Source organism: Leucobacter musarum subsp. musarum (assembly GCF_001273845.1).
Lineage (GTDB): Bacteria > Actinomycetota > Actinomycetes > Actinomycetales > Microbacteriaceae > Leucobacter > Leucobacter musarum.
In genome coordinates this window covers 113178-129285 of record NZ_JHBW01000110.1, presented here as the reverse complement: position 1 = coordinate 129285, position 16108 = coordinate 113178, and the positions used below count along the sequence as shown (strand labels likewise).

At 67.0% G+C, this 16108-nt stretch carries 15 protein-coding genes; 4 read left to right on the top strand and 11 right to left on the bottom strand.

Features of this window, described 5'->3' with window-relative positions; translation table 11 throughout:
- Positions 1-3 precede the first annotated feature (3 nt).
- Positions 4-276: a light-harvesting protein gene (locus CH42_RS15330; RefSeq protein ID WP_053354072.1), complete on the bottom strand. Its 273-nt coding sequence runs from the start codon at positions 274-276 to the stop codon at positions 4-6.
- On the bottom strand, positions 273-1139 hold the full coding sequence (gene mca, locus CH42_RS15325) for a mycothiol conjugate amidase Mca (protein WP_082305379.1): 867 nt from the start codon (positions 1137-1139) through the stop codon (positions 273-275). The genes CH42_RS15330 and mca overlap by 4 nt, the downstream gene beginning before the upstream one ends.
- Positions 1140-1224: 85 nt before the next feature.
- Between mca and CH42_RS15320 the strand changes: the two genes are divergently transcribed.
- Both CH42_RS15320 and greA read left to right on the top strand, forming a co-directional pair.
- On the top strand, positions 1225-1683 hold the full coding sequence (locus CH42_RS15320; RefSeq protein ID WP_239684082.1) for a DUF4307 domain-containing protein: 459 nt from the start codon (positions 1225-1227) through the stop codon (positions 1681-1683).
- 116 nt (positions 1684-1799) lie between these two features.
- A complete protein-coding gene (greA, locus tag CH42_RS15315; protein WP_053354071.1) occupies positions 1800-2285 on the top strand; it encodes a transcription elongation factor GreA in 486 nt (161 codons plus the stop codon).
- 98 nt (positions 2286-2383) lie between these two features.
- On the opposite strand, the gene CH42_RS15310 is transcribed toward greA, so the two are convergent.
- Positions 2384-3808, bottom strand: a complete 1425-nt coding sequence (locus CH42_RS15310) for an APC family permease (protein ID WP_053354070.1) — start codon at positions 3806-3808, stop codon at positions 2384-2386.
- A gap of 52 nt (positions 3809-3860) precedes the next feature.
- A complete protein-coding gene (locus CH42_RS15305; protein WP_053354069.1) occupies positions 3861-5594 on the bottom strand; it encodes an amidohydrolase in 1734 nt (577 codons plus the stop codon).
- Positions 5595-5752: 158 nt separating this feature from the next.
- On the opposite strand from CH42_RS15305, the gene CH42_RS15300 reads away from it, so the two are divergent.
- Entirely contained in the window at positions 5753-6355 is a 603-nt protein-coding gene (locus CH42_RS15300) for a TetR/AcrR family transcriptional regulator (RefSeq protein WP_053354068.1), read from the top strand.
- Between the two features lie 231 nt (positions 6356-6586).
- Here CH42_RS15300 and ilvA read toward each other — a convergent pair whose 3' ends face one another.
- Genes ilvA through CH42_RS15275 form a run of 5 tightly spaced genes read right to left on the bottom strand, consistent with a single transcriptional unit; the run spans position 6587 to position 12175 of the window.
- Positions 6587-7828, bottom strand: a complete 1242-nt coding sequence (ilvA, locus tag CH42_RS15295; protein ID WP_053354067.1) for a threonine ammonia-lyase — start codon at positions 7826-7828, stop codon at positions 6587-6589.
- Positions 7825-9033 carry an AI-2E family transporter gene (locus CH42_RS15290; RefSeq protein WP_053354066.1) on the bottom strand — a complete coding sequence of 403 codons (1209 nt, stop codon included), beginning with the start codon at positions 9031-9033 and terminating at the stop codon, positions 7825-7827. Before CH42_RS15290 ends, ilvA begins: the two co-directional genes overlap by 4 nt.
- 35 nt (positions 9034-9068) lie before the next feature.
- Positions 9069-10484, bottom strand: coding sequence for an aldehyde dehydrogenase family protein (locus CH42_RS15285; RefSeq protein WP_053354065.1), 1416 nt, complete (start codon positions 10482-10484; stop codon positions 9069-9071).
- Positions 10485-10532: 48 nt separating this feature from the next.
- Positions 10533-10832, bottom strand: a complete 300-nt coding sequence (locus CH42_RS15280) for a hypothetical protein (RefSeq protein ID WP_394325248.1) — start codon at positions 10830-10832, stop codon at positions 10533-10535.
- The gene (locus tag CH42_RS15275; protein ID WP_053354064.1) at positions 10829-12175 is read right to left on the bottom strand and encodes an inorganic phosphate transporter; all 1347 of its coding nucleotides are present in this window, start codon (positions 12173-12175) and stop codon (positions 10829-10831) included. The genes CH42_RS15280 and CH42_RS15275 overlap by 4 nt, the downstream gene beginning before the upstream one ends.
- Positions 12176-12418: 243 nt before the next feature.
- Between CH42_RS15275 and CH42_RS15270 the strand changes: the two genes are divergently transcribed.
- A complete protein-coding gene (locus CH42_RS15270) occupies positions 12419-12694 on the top strand; it encodes a mycoredoxin (protein WP_053354063.1) in 276 nt (91 codons plus the stop codon).
- Between the two features lie 26 nt (positions 12695-12720).
- Here the strand turns inward: CH42_RS15270 and CH42_RS15265 are convergent, their stop codons facing one another.
- On the bottom strand, positions 12721-13758 hold the full coding sequence (locus CH42_RS15265; RefSeq protein ID WP_053354062.1) for a 6-phosphofructokinase: 1038 nt from the start codon (positions 13756-13758) through the stop codon (positions 12721-12723).
- A gap of 159 nt (positions 13759-13917) precedes the next feature.
- Positions 13918-16077 carry a DEAD/DEAH box helicase gene (locus CH42_RS15260; protein WP_053354061.1) on the bottom strand — a complete coding sequence of 720 codons (2160 nt, stop codon included), beginning with the start codon at positions 16075-16077 and terminating at the stop codon, positions 13918-13920.
- Between the last annotated feature and the right edge of the window lie 31 nt (positions 16078-16108).

The following is a 16108-nucleotide window of genomic DNA, read 5'->3' as shown; positions in this document are numbered from 1 at the left end:
CGGTCAGCTCCGCTGCCCGGATTCCGGATCGGCGGGCTGCGCAGGATCGGCAGCGTCGATGCCACCCTGCTGCTCGGCCAGTTCGAGCTCGATCTGCTCGCGAATATCGGCGCGATAGCTGTTGCGACGCAGGCGACGCACCATGTTGAACCCGAGCAGGATGATGCCGACGGCGAGCGCCGCGACGGCGAAGAACCCGGCAACACCGGGGCTGACGGTGTTCGGGTCGAATTCGGTGTCTTCGGCGGCGCGGGCGATGGTGAACAGCAGGCTCATGCGCCCTCCTCGATTCCTTGGAACAAGTCAGCTTCGAATTCGCTGGTCGCCACGCGAGAGGCGGCCAGTCGGTAGTCCTCGAACGGCCAGGCCTGACGCTGCAGCTCGTTCGGCCAGAAGAAGAACGTGCTGTCGGGCGGCACCTGGCTCGCGTGGGCGCGCAATGCCTCGTCACGGCGCTCGAAGAAGCGCCCCACGTCGACGCTCGCGGTGCCCACGTAGGGGCGACGCATCATCCACTCGCGAATTTCGCTGAACTGCTCGATGATCGGCGACGACGGGTCGTTGTCGGTCAGCCACTGGTAGATCGTCTCGACGCGCTTCGCGTTGAAGATCTCTTCGTAGTAGAGCTTCGACATCTCCCAGGGCTCCCCGGCATCAGGGTAAGCCTCGGGGTCGCCCGAAAGCTCCCACGCGCGACGGCTGATCTCGTGGCAGCGGATGTGGTCAGGGTGCGGGTAGCCACCCTGCTCGTTGTACGTGATCATGACGTGCGGGCGGAACTCGCGCACGACGCGCACGAGCGCTTCGGCGGACACCTCTGCCGGGATGCCGGCGAATGACGTTTCGGGCACGCCCTCACCCTCTTCGGGCAACCCCGAGTCTTGGTACCCGAGCCACGTGTGGCGGAAGCCGATGATGTCTCGTGCGCGCGCCATCTCGTCACGGCGCAGACCGGGCAGATCGCGCCGGCTCTTCGGATCGCGCGCGACGAGCTCGTTCAGCAGATCGCCGCGCTCGCCCCCGGTGCAGCTCACAATGAGCACCTCGACGCCCGACTCGACGTAATGCGCGTACGTCGCGGCACCCTTGCTGGACTCGTCGTCGGGGTGCGCGTGCACCGCGATCAACCTGAGCGTCATGAGGGTCCTCTCACATGCTTCCCGGGCGCTTCCCGGTACTCTGGCAACAGACACCCAGTTTACCCAGGGCAGATCGGAGGATGCCGTGCCAGAGGCCGCTGGTTCGACCCCGATCGCTCAAGGTTCGGCGACTTTGGCGACGCAGTCGCTGGAAGATCGCTACGGCACGAGCCGTCGACGCAGCTTCGATCGACGATTCGCCTGGGGCGCCGCTGTGGCGCTTGTCGCGGGCGGCGTCGCCTTCCTCGCCTTCAGCGGGTGGCAGCAGACCAGCCAGGTCTCTGCGCAAGACATCGGGTACACGAAGAACGGCGATGCGAGCGTTGACGCCAAGTTCATCGTGACAGCCCCGGCGAACACTCCCGTGGCCTGCGCGATCGAAGCCTTGAACAAGGCGAAGGCGCCGGTCGGGTGGAAGGTCGTCGAGGTGCCTGTCTCCGACGCGACCTCGCACACCGTCACCACCCGCGTCATCACCACGAATCCTGCCACTGCCGTCACTGTGCAGGAATGCTGGGTCATCGAGGAGCGCGCCACGGCCTGACATCTGGAGCGCGCTCCTGATATCCTGGAAGTTGCGCCCTGGTCATTCAGGGCGTTGCGTATATCTCGCGCGACCCCTCCGGCACTGCCGGCACTCATCTGAAACGAGGATCGACTATGGCCGAGCCCACCCAGACCTGGCTGACCCAGGAAGCCTTCGACCGACTCAACGGTGAGTTGGAGCAGCTCACCGGTGCGGGCCGCAAGGAGATCGCTGCGCGCATCGAGGCGGCTCGCGAAGAGGGCGACCTCAAGGAGAACGGCGGCTACCACGCCGCCAAAGACGAGCAGGGCAAGATGGAGGCGCGCATTCGCGACCTCGAAGAGCTGCTGAAGCACGTTGTCGTCGGCGAGGCTCCGCAGGCGAGCGGCGTCGTCGAGATCGGCACCGTCGTCACCGCAGACATCTTCGGCGACGAAGAGCGCTTCCTGCTCGGCAACCGCGAGCTCGCGAACGGCTCCGACCTCGACGTGTACAGCGCGGAGAGCCCGCTGGGCGCCGCCATTCTCGGCCGCAAGGTGGGCGAAGAGGTCAGCTATGCGGCTCCTAACGGCAATCAGATCGGCGTCAAGATCCTCGCAGTCGACACGTACGCCGGCTGATCGGAACGCCGGCCGAGTGCCGGCTCACGACGGAGGGGGCGGGATCGCGCAGTGCGATCCCGCCCCCTCCGTCGTTTTCCGCGGTGCGACGATCCTCGCTACTCGTACATCGCGATATTGACCGGCCCGGTCAGGTCGGGCGCGGCCCGGCGCAACCCGCGCGTGGAGATCAGCAAGTACGTGACGCCGAGCAGCAGCCAGATGCCGCCGATGAGCATGGAGATCGCGTCGAGGCTCAGCCAGAGCCAGACATTGATTGCCACACCGATCGCCGGGATCGCGACGAAGGTCACCCACGACCCCGCCGTGCGCCGCTGCAGGAAACGGAAGAACACGAAGATCACCGAAAGGTTCACGAAGGTGAAGGCGATGAACGCGCCGAAGTTGATCATCGAGGCCGCCTGATCGAGGTCGACGAAGAGCGCGGTCAGCGCGACGGCGGCGACGAGCAGCACGTTCGCGACCGGCACGCCCGTGCGCGGGTTCACCCGGCCGAAGAGCCGCTGCGGAAGCGCGCCGTCGCGGCCCATCGCGTAGAGCAGGCGCGCGGCGCTCATCTGCTGGGTGATGCCGCAGCCGAGCACGGCCATCATGTAGCCGCCGACGAAGATCGCCTGGAACGCCGCCCCGCCGATGTACTTCGCGATCTCGGGCGAGGCCCCGACGATGTCGGCGAGCTGGGTGACGTCAGGAAAGAGGGTCTGCATCACGTAGGTCACGGTAATGAAGAACGCCCCGGCGACAGCGATGATGATGAAGATCGCGCGCGGAATATCGCGCTCGGGCCGCTCCGCTTCTTCGGCGAGCGTCGAGACCGCATCGAAGCCGAGGAATGAGAGGGCGAGGATCGCAGCCCCCGCGGCGATCGCCACACCCTGCACATCGCTCGAGATGAATGGCCGCGCCGTGAACTCCGCCCCGTTCGCGCCGTTCACGATGTTGATGATGGTGAGCACGACGAAGACGACCGCGACGACGAGCTGAATGCCGACGAGAATGACGTTCATGCTCGCCGCCAATTTCACGCCGACGAGGTTCAGCACGGTGCAGATCGCGACCGTGAGCAGCACCCACACCCAGAACGGAACCCCGGGAATCACCGCGGTCATGTAGATCGCCGAGAGGATCGCGTTGATCATCGGCAGCAGCAGGTAGTCGAGCGTCGCGACCCAACCGACGAGGAACCCGAGGTGAGCGTTGATCGCCTCTTTCGTGTACGTGTACGCCGACCCCGCGATCGGGAAGAAGCGCACCATCCGCGAGTAGCTGAAAGCGGTGAAGAGCACCGCGATCATGACAACGAGGTACGCGAGCGGCACGTGACCGCCGGTGACGTCGGCCACGATCCCGAACATGTCGAAGACCGCGAGCGGCGCCATGTAGGCGAGCCCGATGAACACCAGGTGGCGCAGCTTCAGTGTGCGCTTGAGCCCACCGGGTTCGGTGCCCGGAGTTCCGGTGATCGCGTGCGCGCTCTGGTCGTCACCGGCGGCGACTGCGGAGTGCGATGGCAACGTCGACATCAGGGTTCCTCGGTTTCTTCAGGTGTTCAGGATTCGCGAGTGGGGCTCGCGGTCAGTGCGCGTGCGCGTGGCAGTGGTGATCGTCGGCGGGCTCGGCGCAGACCTGGCCGGCGCCGGCCGGATCCTGCACCCGCGCCGCGGCCGCGACGCCGTCGAGCTCACCGCGCACGTCGTGGATCGCGGTGCCGCCGACGACCGTGAGCTCGGCGCGGTGCTCGAGCAGTTCGGCGGGCTCCATCGCGTACAGATCACCGGACCACGCGACGACATCGGCGAGCGCACCGACCTTGAGCACGCCGAAGGCGTCTTCACGGTGGAACGCCTCGGCGCCGCCCAGCGTGTAGGCGCGGAGCGCGCGGTCGAGGTCGAGCCGCTCATCGAGGGTCCAGGCGTCGCCGCCGTCGAGGCGGGCGCGGGTCATGGCGCTGTAGAGGCCGATCAGCGGATCCATCTCGCCCACCTGCCAGTCGCTCGAGAACGTGACGCGGGCGCCCGACTCGATCATCGACTTGAAGCGCCAGGCGCGATCCCACCGGACCTCGCCGACGTTCTCCATCCAGGTGCCGGCGACGAGGTCGGGCGACGCGTGGCGGGGCTGCATCGCGGCGACGACGCCGAGGTCGGCGAAGCGCGCGAGGTCTTCGGGGGCCAGGCATTCGACGTGCACGATGCCGTGGCGCGTGTCGGCCGCGACTCCGCCGCGCCCGTTCGCGCGCTGCGCGGCCTCGATCGAATCGAGCGTGAGGCGAATGCCCCAGTCCCCCGTCGCGTGCGTGTGCACCTGGTAGCCGAGACGGTCGAGCTCGACGAACAGCTTCGTGAACTCGGTGGGTTCAAGGCTCGGGCGGCCGCGGTGGCCGGGGCGGTTCGCGTAGTCCTCGAGCATCGCCGCGGTGTGCGGCTCGATGACATCGTCGGCGTACAGCTTCACCGGGCCGAGACGGAAGCGCTCGTGCTGCGGCGTCTCACGAATCGCTTCGGTGATGCGTGCGCGGAAGTCTCCGTCGGCGCCGACCGGGTGGTAGATCGCGGCGATGGTGCGGCTCGTGAGCTTGCCCTCGCGCTCGGCGCGGGCGAAGAGGTCGAGCTCGGCGAGCGGCACCTGCGGTTCGACAACGGTGGTGATGCCGGATCGCGCGGCCATCTCCAGGCTGTTCGTGATCTTGCGGTAGCGCCGGTCGGGCGAGTACATCGGGATGTCGCGCTGCAGCTCGGCGAGCCCGTCGATGGTCATCGCGCTCGTGTAGAAGTCGGTGACCCAGCCGGTGGGTTCGCCGGTGACGTCGTCGATCTCGGGGTTGCCCCAGGCAATGTCGGCGCCCTGCAGAATGCCAAGCTTCGCGAGTGCCGGGCGGTTGAGCCAGACCGAGTGCTGGTCGTAGGTCGTGATGAATACCGGCTTGTCGGTGACGCCGACGAGGTCGTCGGCGCGCGGGCGGCGTCCCTCGACGACGGAGTAGAGGGCGTTTTCGGCGCAGATCCAGTCGAGCTCGGGGTGCGTCTCGGCGAAGGCGGCGATGCGGGATCGCACGATGTCGAGGCTCTGCACCTGGTCGAGGCTGACCGCGAGGTCGTCGAAGCCGAGCAGCAGGTGGTTGTGGGTATCGGCGACGCCCGGCGTGAGCAGGCGCCCCTCGAGATGCACGGTGCGGCGGGCGGCGGGCGCGTCAGCGGCCGACCCCACGTAGCTGATGCGATCGCCGGTCACCCCGAGGGCCTCGGCCCACGGCTGTGCGGGGTCGAAGGTGCGGATTCTTCCGCCGGTGAAGAGGGTGTCGACGGCCATGTCTGCTCCTGCGCGCTCGGCTCGCCGGCCTCCCCGGCGAGTTCTTTGACTCAAGAGTAAGTTAATTTACTCAGATGTCAAATAATGGCGCTGTGCTCGGCTGGTTCTTGCCGCTTGCGGTGCGCCGGATCGCCCACTCCCCTGGCATACTGGCAGGCATGGCACGACCGAGCACCCAGCAGCAGCGCCGCAAGGAGGTCGTCAATGCGGCCCTCGCGGCGGCGGCCGAGCACGGGCTTCGCAGCCTCTCGTTGACCGACGTCGCGAACCAGGCCGGAGTCACGCGCGGCGCCCTGCTGTACTACTACGACGACCTCGACGCGATCCTCGTCGAAGCCCATGCCGCGGGCCTCGCGCGCGTCGGCTCGGAGCGCGTCGCCCTCGTCGCACAACAAACGGGCGCGCCAGCGAAGCTCGACGTCGCCATCACCGCGGGGCTGCCGACCGGACCCGACGACGCCCTCATGAGCCTGCTCTACGAGTTCGACGTACTCGGCGGCAAGTCGCACCTGCACGACGAACTCGTGCAGCAGCTGTACCGGGAGCAGCTCGGACTCTACCGCGACATTCTCACGGAGGGCGTCGCCGCCGGAGACTTCGACCTCACCGGCCCGCTCGAAGTCGTCGCCATGAACTTCGTGGCACTCGAAGACGCGTACGGCCTGCACATCACAGGCGGCGGCAGCATCACCGTTGCCGACGCGCGCGCCGCGATCGCGCTCTACGCCCAGCAGGCGGGGGCTCCGCTGCCGGTCGCCTGATCGCGAGTGACCGTCGGCACCGAGCGCTTCGGCGCCACGCGATGCCTGGCGCCGCCGAGTAGCGCTCCACCCCGCGCTTCGCTCCGTGGGCTGCCGCCGTGGGCGGCACCGAGCGCTACGGCGCCACGCGATGCGTGTCGCTCCTAGTAGCGCTCCACCCCGCGCTTCGCTCCGTGGGCTGCCGCCGTGGGCGGCACCGAGCGCTACGGCGCCACGCGATGCGTGTCGCTCCTAGTAGCGCTCGCCCACCCGCACGGTGTAGCCGGCGTCGCGCAGCGCCTGCGCGACGACCTCGCCGTGATCGTGCCCACGGGTCTCGATGTGCAGTTCCAGCTCGACCTCGCTGATCGGCAGCTCGGTCGCGTGGCGAGTGTGAATCACCTCGACGACGTTCGCATTATTCTCGGCGACGATCGACGCGGTGCGCACGAGCTGACCCGGCACATCAGGCAGCAAGATGCGCAGCTTCATGTACCGAGCAGACGCCGCGAGGCCGTGACCGATGACGCGTTGCAGCAGCAGCGGATCGATATTTCCGCCCGACAGAATCACCGCAGTCGGCCCGCTCACGTTCGCCTTGCCCGCGAGCATCGCGGCCACGCCGGCAGCTCCTGCGGGCTCGACGACGAGTTTGGCCCGCTCGAGCAGCATCACGATGGCCCGTGCGATGTCGTCATCGCTCACGGTGACGACCTCGTCGACGAACTCGCGCACGAGCTCGAAGTTGCGATCGCCCGGGCGCGCGACGGCGATGCCATCGGCGATCGTCGGCTTCGTCGTGATGGTGACCGGTTCACCCGCGTCGAGTGAGGCGACGAACGGCGACGCGTTCTCCGACTGCACGCCAATGATGCGCATAGGTCGCCCATCGCGCTCTGCGCGAAGCTTCGCGGCGACGGCGACGCCCGAGACGAGCCCACCGCCACCGACCGGCACGACGATGGTCTCGACGTCGGGCGCCTCATCGAGGATTTCGAGCGCGACCGTACCCTGCCCCTCGATCACCGCCTCATGGTCGAACGGCGGAATGAACGTCGCGCCCGTTTCTTCGACGAAACGCTGCGCAGCGGCATTCGTCTCGTGGAACGTCAAACCCTCGAGCACAACCTCGGCACCGTAGCCGCGCGTGGCCTGCAACTTAGGCAGCGCGACCCCGAGCGGGGTGAAGATCGTCGCCTTGATGCCGAGTTCGCGCGCCGCGAAGGCGACGCCCTGGGCGTGATTCCCGGCCGACGCCGCGACGACACCACGAGCACGCTCGTCCGCAGTCAATTGCGTGAGGCGGTTGTAGGCTCCGCGCAGCTTGTAGGCGCCCGTGCGCTGCAGGTTCTCGCACTTCATGTACACCGGAACGCCGAGAATCTCGGCGAGATAGCGCGACGTCTCGAGCGGCGTGTGCTGCGTGACCCGATGCACGTTCTCGAGCGCACGCTCGAAATCTGCGAGTACTGGTGCCGTCTTCTGTTCGGTCATGGACGTCCTCCCTTGCGACGGAGTTTGGCGATACTGCGGGCCCGCTGCCGGGCCTCTTGGTGGGCGTGATCATTGCGATGGTATTCGGCGACCGGGTCGGTCCCCGCCTCCCATTGCCGCTTCACCAGGGTGTTGACGATCGAGTTCGCGGCTGCGGCCAGTGGCACGGCGAAGAGTGCACCGGGAATGCCCGCAACCAGTGCGCCGGTCGACACCGCGAGCACGACGCCGAGCGGGTGCACGCGCACCGCGCTGCCCATGACGAGCGGCTGCAGCACATGGCCCTCGATCTGATTGACGAGGATCACCACGCCGAGCATGATGAGCGCGTTCACCGGTCCGTTGTATACGAGAGCGATGAACGCTGCGAGGAGACCGGTGCTGATCGCACCCAGGAACGGGATGAACGACCCCAGGAAGACGAGGATTGCGATCGGGATCGCGAGCGGCACACCGAGGATCGCCGCGCCCACACCGATACCGACGGCATCGACGAACGCGACGAAGATCTGCACGCGCACGTACTGCCCGACCGAGACCCATCCCGCGCGGCCCGCCGCGTCAACGGGAGCGTGCGCACGTGCGGGGAGAAACCCGAGCACCCAGTTCCAAATGCGTCGACCGTCGATGAGCATGAAGATCAGAGAAAAGATGGTGAGGAGCAGACCGGTCACGAACTGACCGGCGGACGTCGCGATGCCGAGCGCGCCGTTCCAGAGCTCCGATTGATGCCCCTCGACGGCCTTCCAGAGCTGATCGGTGTAACCGCCGATCTCTTTCGCCGAGATGCCGAAGGTCGCTTCGGCCCAGCGCAGCATCTCCCACCAGACCTCTTCTGAGCGCGCGGCGACGTCACCCAAACCATCTCGCAACTGCGTGATGATGAGTGTGAGCAGCACCCAGACGAAGGCGCCGAAGATCGCCAGAGCAAAGACGACGCCGAGCCACCGCGGCAGCTTCTGCCGCTCGAACCAGTGCACGATCGGGGTGAGCAACGCCGTGAGCAGAATCGCGATCAGCAGCGGAATCACGATAATCCGCACCTGCACGACCAGCCAGAGGAACCCCGCCAGGGCGATGCCGATCAGCAGCAATCGCCATGACCACGCCGCGGCGACCCTGACACCCAGTGGCAACTCCTGGGCAGCGTTCGTACCCTCGGCTTCCACGCCGCTCTCAGCGGCGGTGCTTCTGCGCTCTTCCACAGGCCAATCCTAGCGACGGGCAGATTCGAAACCGCTTATACGCTGCGGTCGAGCAGTTTGCCGAGCCACCGTCGCGCGAACGCATCTTTGCCGGCGGTGTACGGCGGCATGATCGTCGACGCGAGGGTGTCGGGTGCGAGCGGCTTCGCGAGCACCGCCTTCTCGTGGCTGAACAACCGGAACGATCGCTCGCCGTGGTAGGCACCGGTTCCACTCTGCCCGACTCCGCCAAACGGTAGATCGGGCACGACGAGGTGCAGAGCCGGCACGTCGAACCCGAGCGCCCCCGAGCTCGTCTCCCGTTCCCAGCGCCGTCGCACCGCGGCGTCCCCGCTGAAGACGTAGGCGGCGAGTGGCTTGTCGCGGGTGTTCACGAACGCGATCGCGTCGTCGAGACTTGTCACGGGCACGAGCGGCAGGATCGGCCCGAAGATCTCGTCGCTCATGACCGATGACCCGCGGTCGACATCCGCGAGCACCGTCGGTGCGATGAAGCGCGTCGAGGATTCGTATTCTCCCCCGGACACCACCTTTCCATCGCCGAGGTACCCGACCAGGCGTGCGAACTGCGCGTCGCTCACGATCCGCCCGTAGTCGGGGTTCGCGTGGACCGCGCTGCCATACAGTTCGTGGATCGCATCGACGAGGTGTCGCTGCAGCGCTGCGAGCACCGTCGGCGTTCCGAGCACGTAGTCGGGTGCGACGCACGTCTGGCCCGCGTTCATGAACTTGCCCCAGGCGATGCGGCGAGCCGCATCCGCCAGCGACGTCGTCGTATCGATGTAGACCGGGGACTTGCCTCCGAGTTCGAGGGTGACCGGGGTGAGGTGATCCGCCGCCGCGTGCGCGATGATGCGCCCCACTCGCCCATTGCCCGTGTAGAACAAGTGATCGAATCGCTCGGCGAGCAGCGCCGTCGTTTCGGGCACCCCGCCCTCAATCACCGCGACGGCGCGTCGGTCGAGTACCTCGGGCACCAGACGACCGATCAGCGCAGACGTCGCGGGGGCCAGCTCGCTGGGCTTAATCACGACGGCATTCCCCGCTGCCAGCGCACCGACGACCGGCGAGAGCGCGAGCATGAGCGGGTAGTTCCAGGGCGCGATGACGAGCACGACGCCGAGGGGTTCCGCAACGACACGGGCGGCGGCCGGCTTCACCGCGAGCGGCACGCGCACGCGCCGCGCCCGCATCCACTGACGCAGATGCCGCAGAGCGTGATCGATCTCGGCGATGACGAAACCAATTTCGGTCAGCTGCGCCTCGGTACCCGATTTGCCGAGATCCGCGTGCAATGCCGCCTCGAACTCGTCCGAGCGCTCGACGAGTGCACTTCTGAGTCGCCGCAGCTGCTCGCGTCGCCAGGACTCTGGCCGGGTCAGGCCCGCTGCGAAGGAGTGTCGCAGACCAGCGACGATGTCAGGAATCCGCTCAAGCGTCGTGCCGTTCATACGGCCACCTTACGCACCGCATCTCAGCACGCGCGCAAGGTCAGGGAATCACCAGAAGTGCAGAGCCGGAATGATCAGGAAGATGCCGATCAGCACCACGAGCACGGAGAGCCCAAAGCAAACGTTCGCGGCGATTGTCGCCCAGCGGGGGCGACCGATGTCGTCGACATCGTCGTCTTCATCGTCGCGCGAGGGTCCGTTCGGCTCGAGCGATCCATCGGCCAACCGGGCGCGAGGCGCCGGTGTCGCGAGAAAGCGCAATCCGAGCGAGTACAGAGCAACGACAAACACTGCCGAGAAGAGTGCGGCGCCGAATACGATCAGGAAGGCCATCCAGTCGATCATCATTCGCCCTTCGAATCGTTTGCCGCGTTCTCCTGCTGCTGCGCAGCACGTTCCGCTCGCGCGGCTTCACGGGCCGCCCGCTCCGCTTCGCGCGCCGCCTCTTTCGCAGCAATGTCGTCGAGCACGGCGGCCTGCGCCACGGAGGTGAGCGGAGGCAGAGTTCCGGTCTCCGTCTTCACCGGCTTCACCTTGCCCTTGCGAATGCGCACGGCGTAGCCCGACTCGGCGACGTCGGGCACCGGGATCGCGTTGCCGTGGTCGACCTTGTTGCGGCTCGAGCGCCAGAAGATGAAGAGGATGAACGCGAGTCCGAGTACGGCATCGATGATGACGCCGACGAACCCGGTGTGTGCGATCGCCGCGGCGATGGCGCCGACAGCACCGGAAGCCGGAAGCGTGAACAACCAGCCCGAGGCGATGCGCCCAACGGTGCGCCAGCGCACGCTCGACCCGCGGCGCCCCAGACCCGAACCGATGACGGAGCCCGACGCGACCTGCGTCGTCGAGAGCGCGAAGCCGAGATGGCTCGACGCGAGGATCGTTGCCGCGGTGCTCGTCTCGGCGGCGAATCCCTGGGCGGGCTTCACTTGGGTCAGACCCGCACCGAGCGTACGAATGATGCGCCAGCCGCCCGAGTACGTACCCAGCGCGATAGCGAACGCGCAGGCGACGACGACCCAGAGGTGCGGGCCGGTGCCGGGCTCTTGCAGGTTCGCGGCGACGAGCGTCAGGGTAATGACACCCATCGTCTTCTGCGCGTCATTGGTGCCGTGCGCGAGCGCGATGAGCGACGACGACGCGATCTGGGCGTAGCGGAATCGACCGCGGCCGTCTTTCTTGCCGTCGTTGCGCTTCGTGATCGCGTACGCGACCTTCGTCGCGGTGAAGGCGACGATGCCGGCCGTAAGCGGTGCCGCGACCATCGGGATCAGGATCTTGGAGAGAAAGACGCCGCCATTAATCGCTGCGACCCCGGCACCGACGATCGCCGCACCGATGAGACCGCCGAAGAGCGCGTGCGACGAACTCGAGGGGAGGCCGTAGAGCCACGTGACGAGGTTCCAAACGATCGCACCGATGAGGCCCGCGAAGATCAGCTCGGGCGTAATGAGTACGCCATCACCGCCCTCATTGATGAGCCCGCCCGAGATCGTCTTGGCGACCTCGGTCGAGAGGAACGCGCCCACGAGGTTCAGAATCGCGGCGAGCAGCACCGCGGTCTTCGGCTTGAGCGCACCGGTCGCGATGGGCGTCGCCATCGCATTCGCGGTGTCGTGAAAGCCGTTCGTGAAGTCGAAGAAGAGGGCCAGCACGATGACCAGCAGCACGATGAGGGTGAGTTCCACCGGCGTCTTTCGTTCGGGAGCGGGACCCTGTCGGGCCTTCCGGTACACACCGGCGAAGTCACCTCGTGTTCACGTTTCCGTGAGGCTCGAGAGTCACTGCGCAAGCGCCGTACATCATGGTTACATCTGGCTCACGGCAGGTCAAGCTGAGCCGACGAGTTCACCTGTCGTTCACCTAGAGGTCGAGACCTGCTGCCGCACAGCCACCCGGAGTACGCTGGTGAGGTCGATCGAGAGGACCACATGAGCACCGCAGCACTCACCGATTTCACGCCTGAGTCGGGCACCGTCACCATGTTCTCCACCGTCTGGTGCGGGTACTGCAAGCGTCTGAAGCTCATGCTCGACAAGACGGGTATCGGCTACACCGTGGTCGACATCGAGGAGACGCCCGGCACCGAAGAACTCGTCAAGTCGGTCAACGGCGGCAATGCGGTCGTGCCGACACTCGTATTCCCTGACGGGTCCACCGCGACGAACCCGTCACTGAAAGACGTGCAGGATCGCCTGAACTCCTGACCCGCCCTACCTGGGCAGTGTTCGGCTCATCCGAAGTTGAGGCGCGCCTCTTCGTACCGGGCATCTGACACCGTCTTCAGGTGCCCGACCGCCTCGGCGAGCGGCACCATTTCGATGCGATCGCCTCGCAGCCCCGCCATCGTGCCCCACTGCCCCGCCTCCGCGGCGTCGGCCGCCGCGATGCCGGTGCGCGTCGCGAGCACGCGGTCAAATGCCGTCGGCGATCCGCCGCGCTGCACGTGCCCGAGCACGGTGGCGCGGGTCTCGATGCCGGTGTGCTGCTCGATGAGCGGCGCGAGCACCTCGGCGATCCCGCCGAGCCGGGGACGCCCGAAGCCGTCGAGCCCCTGGCGCGTCGTCTGCGCCGCTTCACCCGCGAGCCGAAATCCCTCCGCGACGACCACCAGTGATGATCGGCCGCGGTCGCGCACACTGAGCACCCACTCGCTGATCTGCTCGATCGATTCGGGGAACTCAGGAATCAGTGTGACCTGCGCACCGCCCGCCATACCGGCGTGCAGGGCGATCCAACCGACATCGCGGCCCATCACTTCGAGCACCATGCAGCGACGGTGCGATTCGCCCGTGGTGCGCAGACGGTCGATGGCCTCCGACGCGATCGACACGGCCGTGTCGAAGCCAAAGGTGAAGTCGGTGCCGCCCAGATCGTTGTCGATGGTTTTGGGCAGGCCGATCGCGGGGATGCCGTGATCGGTGAGCAGCTGCGCGACGGTCTGGGTTCCGTTGCCGCCGATCAGCAAGAACGCGTCGACCCCGTATTCGGCGACGCGATCCCGAATCGCCTGAATGTCGGCGGCGTCGCCGCGCCCCGAAAGGAAGGGCTGCACCCGGCTCGTGCCGAGGATCACCCCACCGAGCGGTGAAATGCCGCGCACCGCCGCACGATCGAGCGGCACGAGGTCGCCCTCGTGAAAGCCGCGCCAGCCGTCCATGAAGCCGACCATGTCGAACCCGTGGACCTCGACCCCGCGGAGCACCGCCCCACGGATGGCCGCGTTCATTCCGGGGCTATCCCCGCCTGAGCACAACACACCGATACGCATGCGGCACCTCACCCTTCGACGCGCGAACACTTTCGGGCAGACGTGTGCCACGGCGCCCGAAGTCCAGCTTAGCTGGCGGGATCCTCGCGCACGTTCATGTTCGTGCCAAAATGGAGACGCATGCGGCCAGGGAGTCGATCACCTCGGCCCCCTGCAGCGCTACTCCCCTGACTGCTCGACGGCCTTGGTCAGCACGCCGACCAGCGCCTGCAGCTGCACCGAGTCGGCGTCTTCCGCCGGAGCCGCGGCTCCGTCGAGTGCACGAGCGGCGAGCCCAGCCTTGCCGTCGATGAGCTCGGCGATTTTCGCGTCGATGGTCTGCGCGGCGACAATGCGCCACGCGGTAACCGGCTCGTCTTGGCCGATACGGTGCACGCGGTCGATCGCCTGCGTCTGCTCGGCATCCGTCCAGCTGAGCTCGGCAAGCACCACGTTCGACGATGCCTGCAGGTTCACGCCCACGCCGGCGGCAGTCAACGAGCACACCGCCACCGAGATCTCGGGGTTCTGGTTGAACGCGTCGATCTGCTCCTGACGGAACGCCGCGGTCTGATCACCGCGAATGGAGACCGTCTTGAGCCCGGCCTCTGCGAGCTGTCGCTCGACACGATCCATGACGTCGATGTGCTTCGCGAAGAAGACGACCTTGCCGACCGATCGCGCGAGCTGCGCCGCGTAGTCCGCGGCGAGCGCGGCCTTCGCCTGGCCGATCTGGCGCACCATGGTGAAGACATTGAGACCGTCAGCAGACGAGTTCGACTCTTCCAGCTCCTGTGCGGCGACCATACGAATGATCGCGGTGTCATCGAGCTTCTCGCCGAGCTTGCCGCGCTTGACGACGCGGAAGCGGTCGAGCAGCTTCTTCGCGAGCTGCGCCTCGGCCTCGCGAATGCCGCGGCCGAGTTCGTCGTCGAGTTCAACGGGCAGGTCGACGACGCGCTTCGCGGGCAGGTCGGCGGCGACGTCGATCTTGCGGCGGCGCACGATGCCCATATCGATCACGCTCTGGCGCGCTTCGCGGTAGAACGACTGGTCAGCCGGCGTCCACCCGTTGTTCTCGAGACGCGCCATCAAATCGGAGCCCGGCTTGTCGCTCTCGGTCCACCCGAGGAAGCGCCAGATCGCGCGGAAATCATCGATGTCGTTGATGAGCGGTGTGCCCGTCAGCGCGATCAGCAGGGGCGAGACGCCCGGAGTGCGCTCACGAATGCGCTCCGAGATGGCGAGCACGTTGCGCGAGCGCTGCGACTGCACGTTCTTGATCATGTGCGCCTCATCGACGACCATGCCCTTGAATCCGAAGTCTGAGATCCAGCTCAGGTGGCGATCAAGGATGTCGTAGTTCACGACGAACACATCGGCGAAGGCATCGACGTTCTGTCCGTCGCCATGGATGACCGTGACTCGACGCTGCGGCGTCCACCGCTCGACCTCGCGCGCCCAGTTCATCTTCACGACGTTGGGCACGACGACGAGCAGCGGGTAGGCGTCGGCAACCGACGCCGCGAGCACGGACTGCGCAGTCTTGCCGAGGCCCGGCTCATCGGCGAGCAAGAAGCTGCGGTGACCTTCGCGCACACCGGCGAGGAAGCGGGCCTGGTGCGGCATGAGTTCGCGCCCGGCGGGGGCGAGGCGATCCGGCACCGGGGGCGCCGGAAGATCCATGCACGCCGACCCGCCACCGCCCTGCTCGAACGATTTGAGCAGCGGGCCGAGCAACTCCCAGTTCGCGAGGCGCACGACCGGGGTCGGCTGCTTCGGCGGGGCGAGGTCGGGTGACAAGAACGGGTTCGCGAGCATGCGGGCCTCGATGCCCGCGGGCTCGACCTGGCGCTCGGCGAGCTCGGGCGGCACGATCGCGCGTGCGGGCTCGGGTGCCACCTTCTCTTCCTCGGGAAGTTCGATGCCCGCCTGACCCAGCATCTTGCGCTTCAGGAGTCGAGTGGCCTCCGTGATCGCTGCGGTCGGTTCGAGCAGCGTGATGAGGCTGGTGTCTCGGGCAGCGGTCTTGGCGAGGATCGCTGCCACGCCGTCCAGACGCTTGAGCGTCTCTGCGCGCTCCGAGTCGCTGACCTGATCATCGGTCTTCACCCGAGCGCGCTCTTCGCGCATGAGCAGCGCGATAACGTGAAACTTGGTGCGGTTCGCCGGGGTGGCCTTGCCCCGTTGCGCCGACGATTCGACCTCGCGCACGGCACGCGCGAGCAGCGGAATGATGCCCTCGTTGTGCGTGTGCTTGCGGCGGCCGTTCGAGCGCGACTGACCGCGCTGAGCGCCGCCCTTTTGCTGGGACTGGCGCGTGGCAGTGGTGGTTGCCAAAGGATCTCCTGATCGGCGAGTTGCAGTCTCG

Bases quoted from the DNA above. Each gene is read 5' to 3' on its own strand.
- CH42_RS15330 (WP_053354072.1), bottom strand. From the start codon at position 276: ATGAGCCTGCTGTTCACCATCGCCCGCGCCGCCGAAGACACCGAATTC.
- mca (WP_082305379.1), bottom strand. From the start codon at position 1,139: ATGACGCTCAGGTTGATCGCGGTGCACGCGCACCCCGACGACGAGTCC.
- greA (WP_053354071.1), top strand. From the start codon at position 1,800: ATGGCCGAGCCCACCCAGACCTGGCTGACCCAGGAAGCCTTCGACCGA.
- CH42_RS15310 (WP_053354070.1), bottom strand. From the start codon at position 3,808: ATGTCGACGTTGCCATCGCACTCCGCAGTCGCCGCCGGTGACGACCAG.
- CH42_RS15305 (WP_053354069.1), bottom strand. From the start codon at position 5,594: ATGGCCGTCGACACCCTCTTCACCGGCGGAAGAATCCGCACCTTCGAC.
- CH42_RS15300 (WP_053354068.1), top strand. From the start codon at position 5,753: ATGGCACGACCGAGCACCCAGCAGCAGCGCCGCAAGGAGGTCGTCAAT.
- ilvA (WP_053354067.1), bottom strand. From the start codon at position 7,828: ATGACCGAACAGAAGACGGCACCAGTACTCGCAGATTTCGAGCGTGCG.
- CH42_RS15285 (WP_053354065.1), bottom strand. From the start codon at position 10,484: ATGAACGGCACGACGCTTGAGCGGATTCCTGACATCGTCGCTGGTCTG.
- CH42_RS15280 (WP_394325248.1), bottom strand. From the start codon at position 10,832: ATGATGATCGACTGGATGGCCTTCCTGATCGTATTCGGCGCCGCACTC.
- CH42_RS15270 (WP_053354063.1), top strand. From the start codon at position 12,419: ATGAGCACCGCAGCACTCACCGATTTCACGCCTGAGTCGGGCACCGTC.
- CH42_RS15265 (WP_053354062.1), bottom strand. From the start codon at position 13,758: ATGCGTATCGGTGTGTTGTGCTCAGGCGGGGATAGCCCCGGAATGAAC.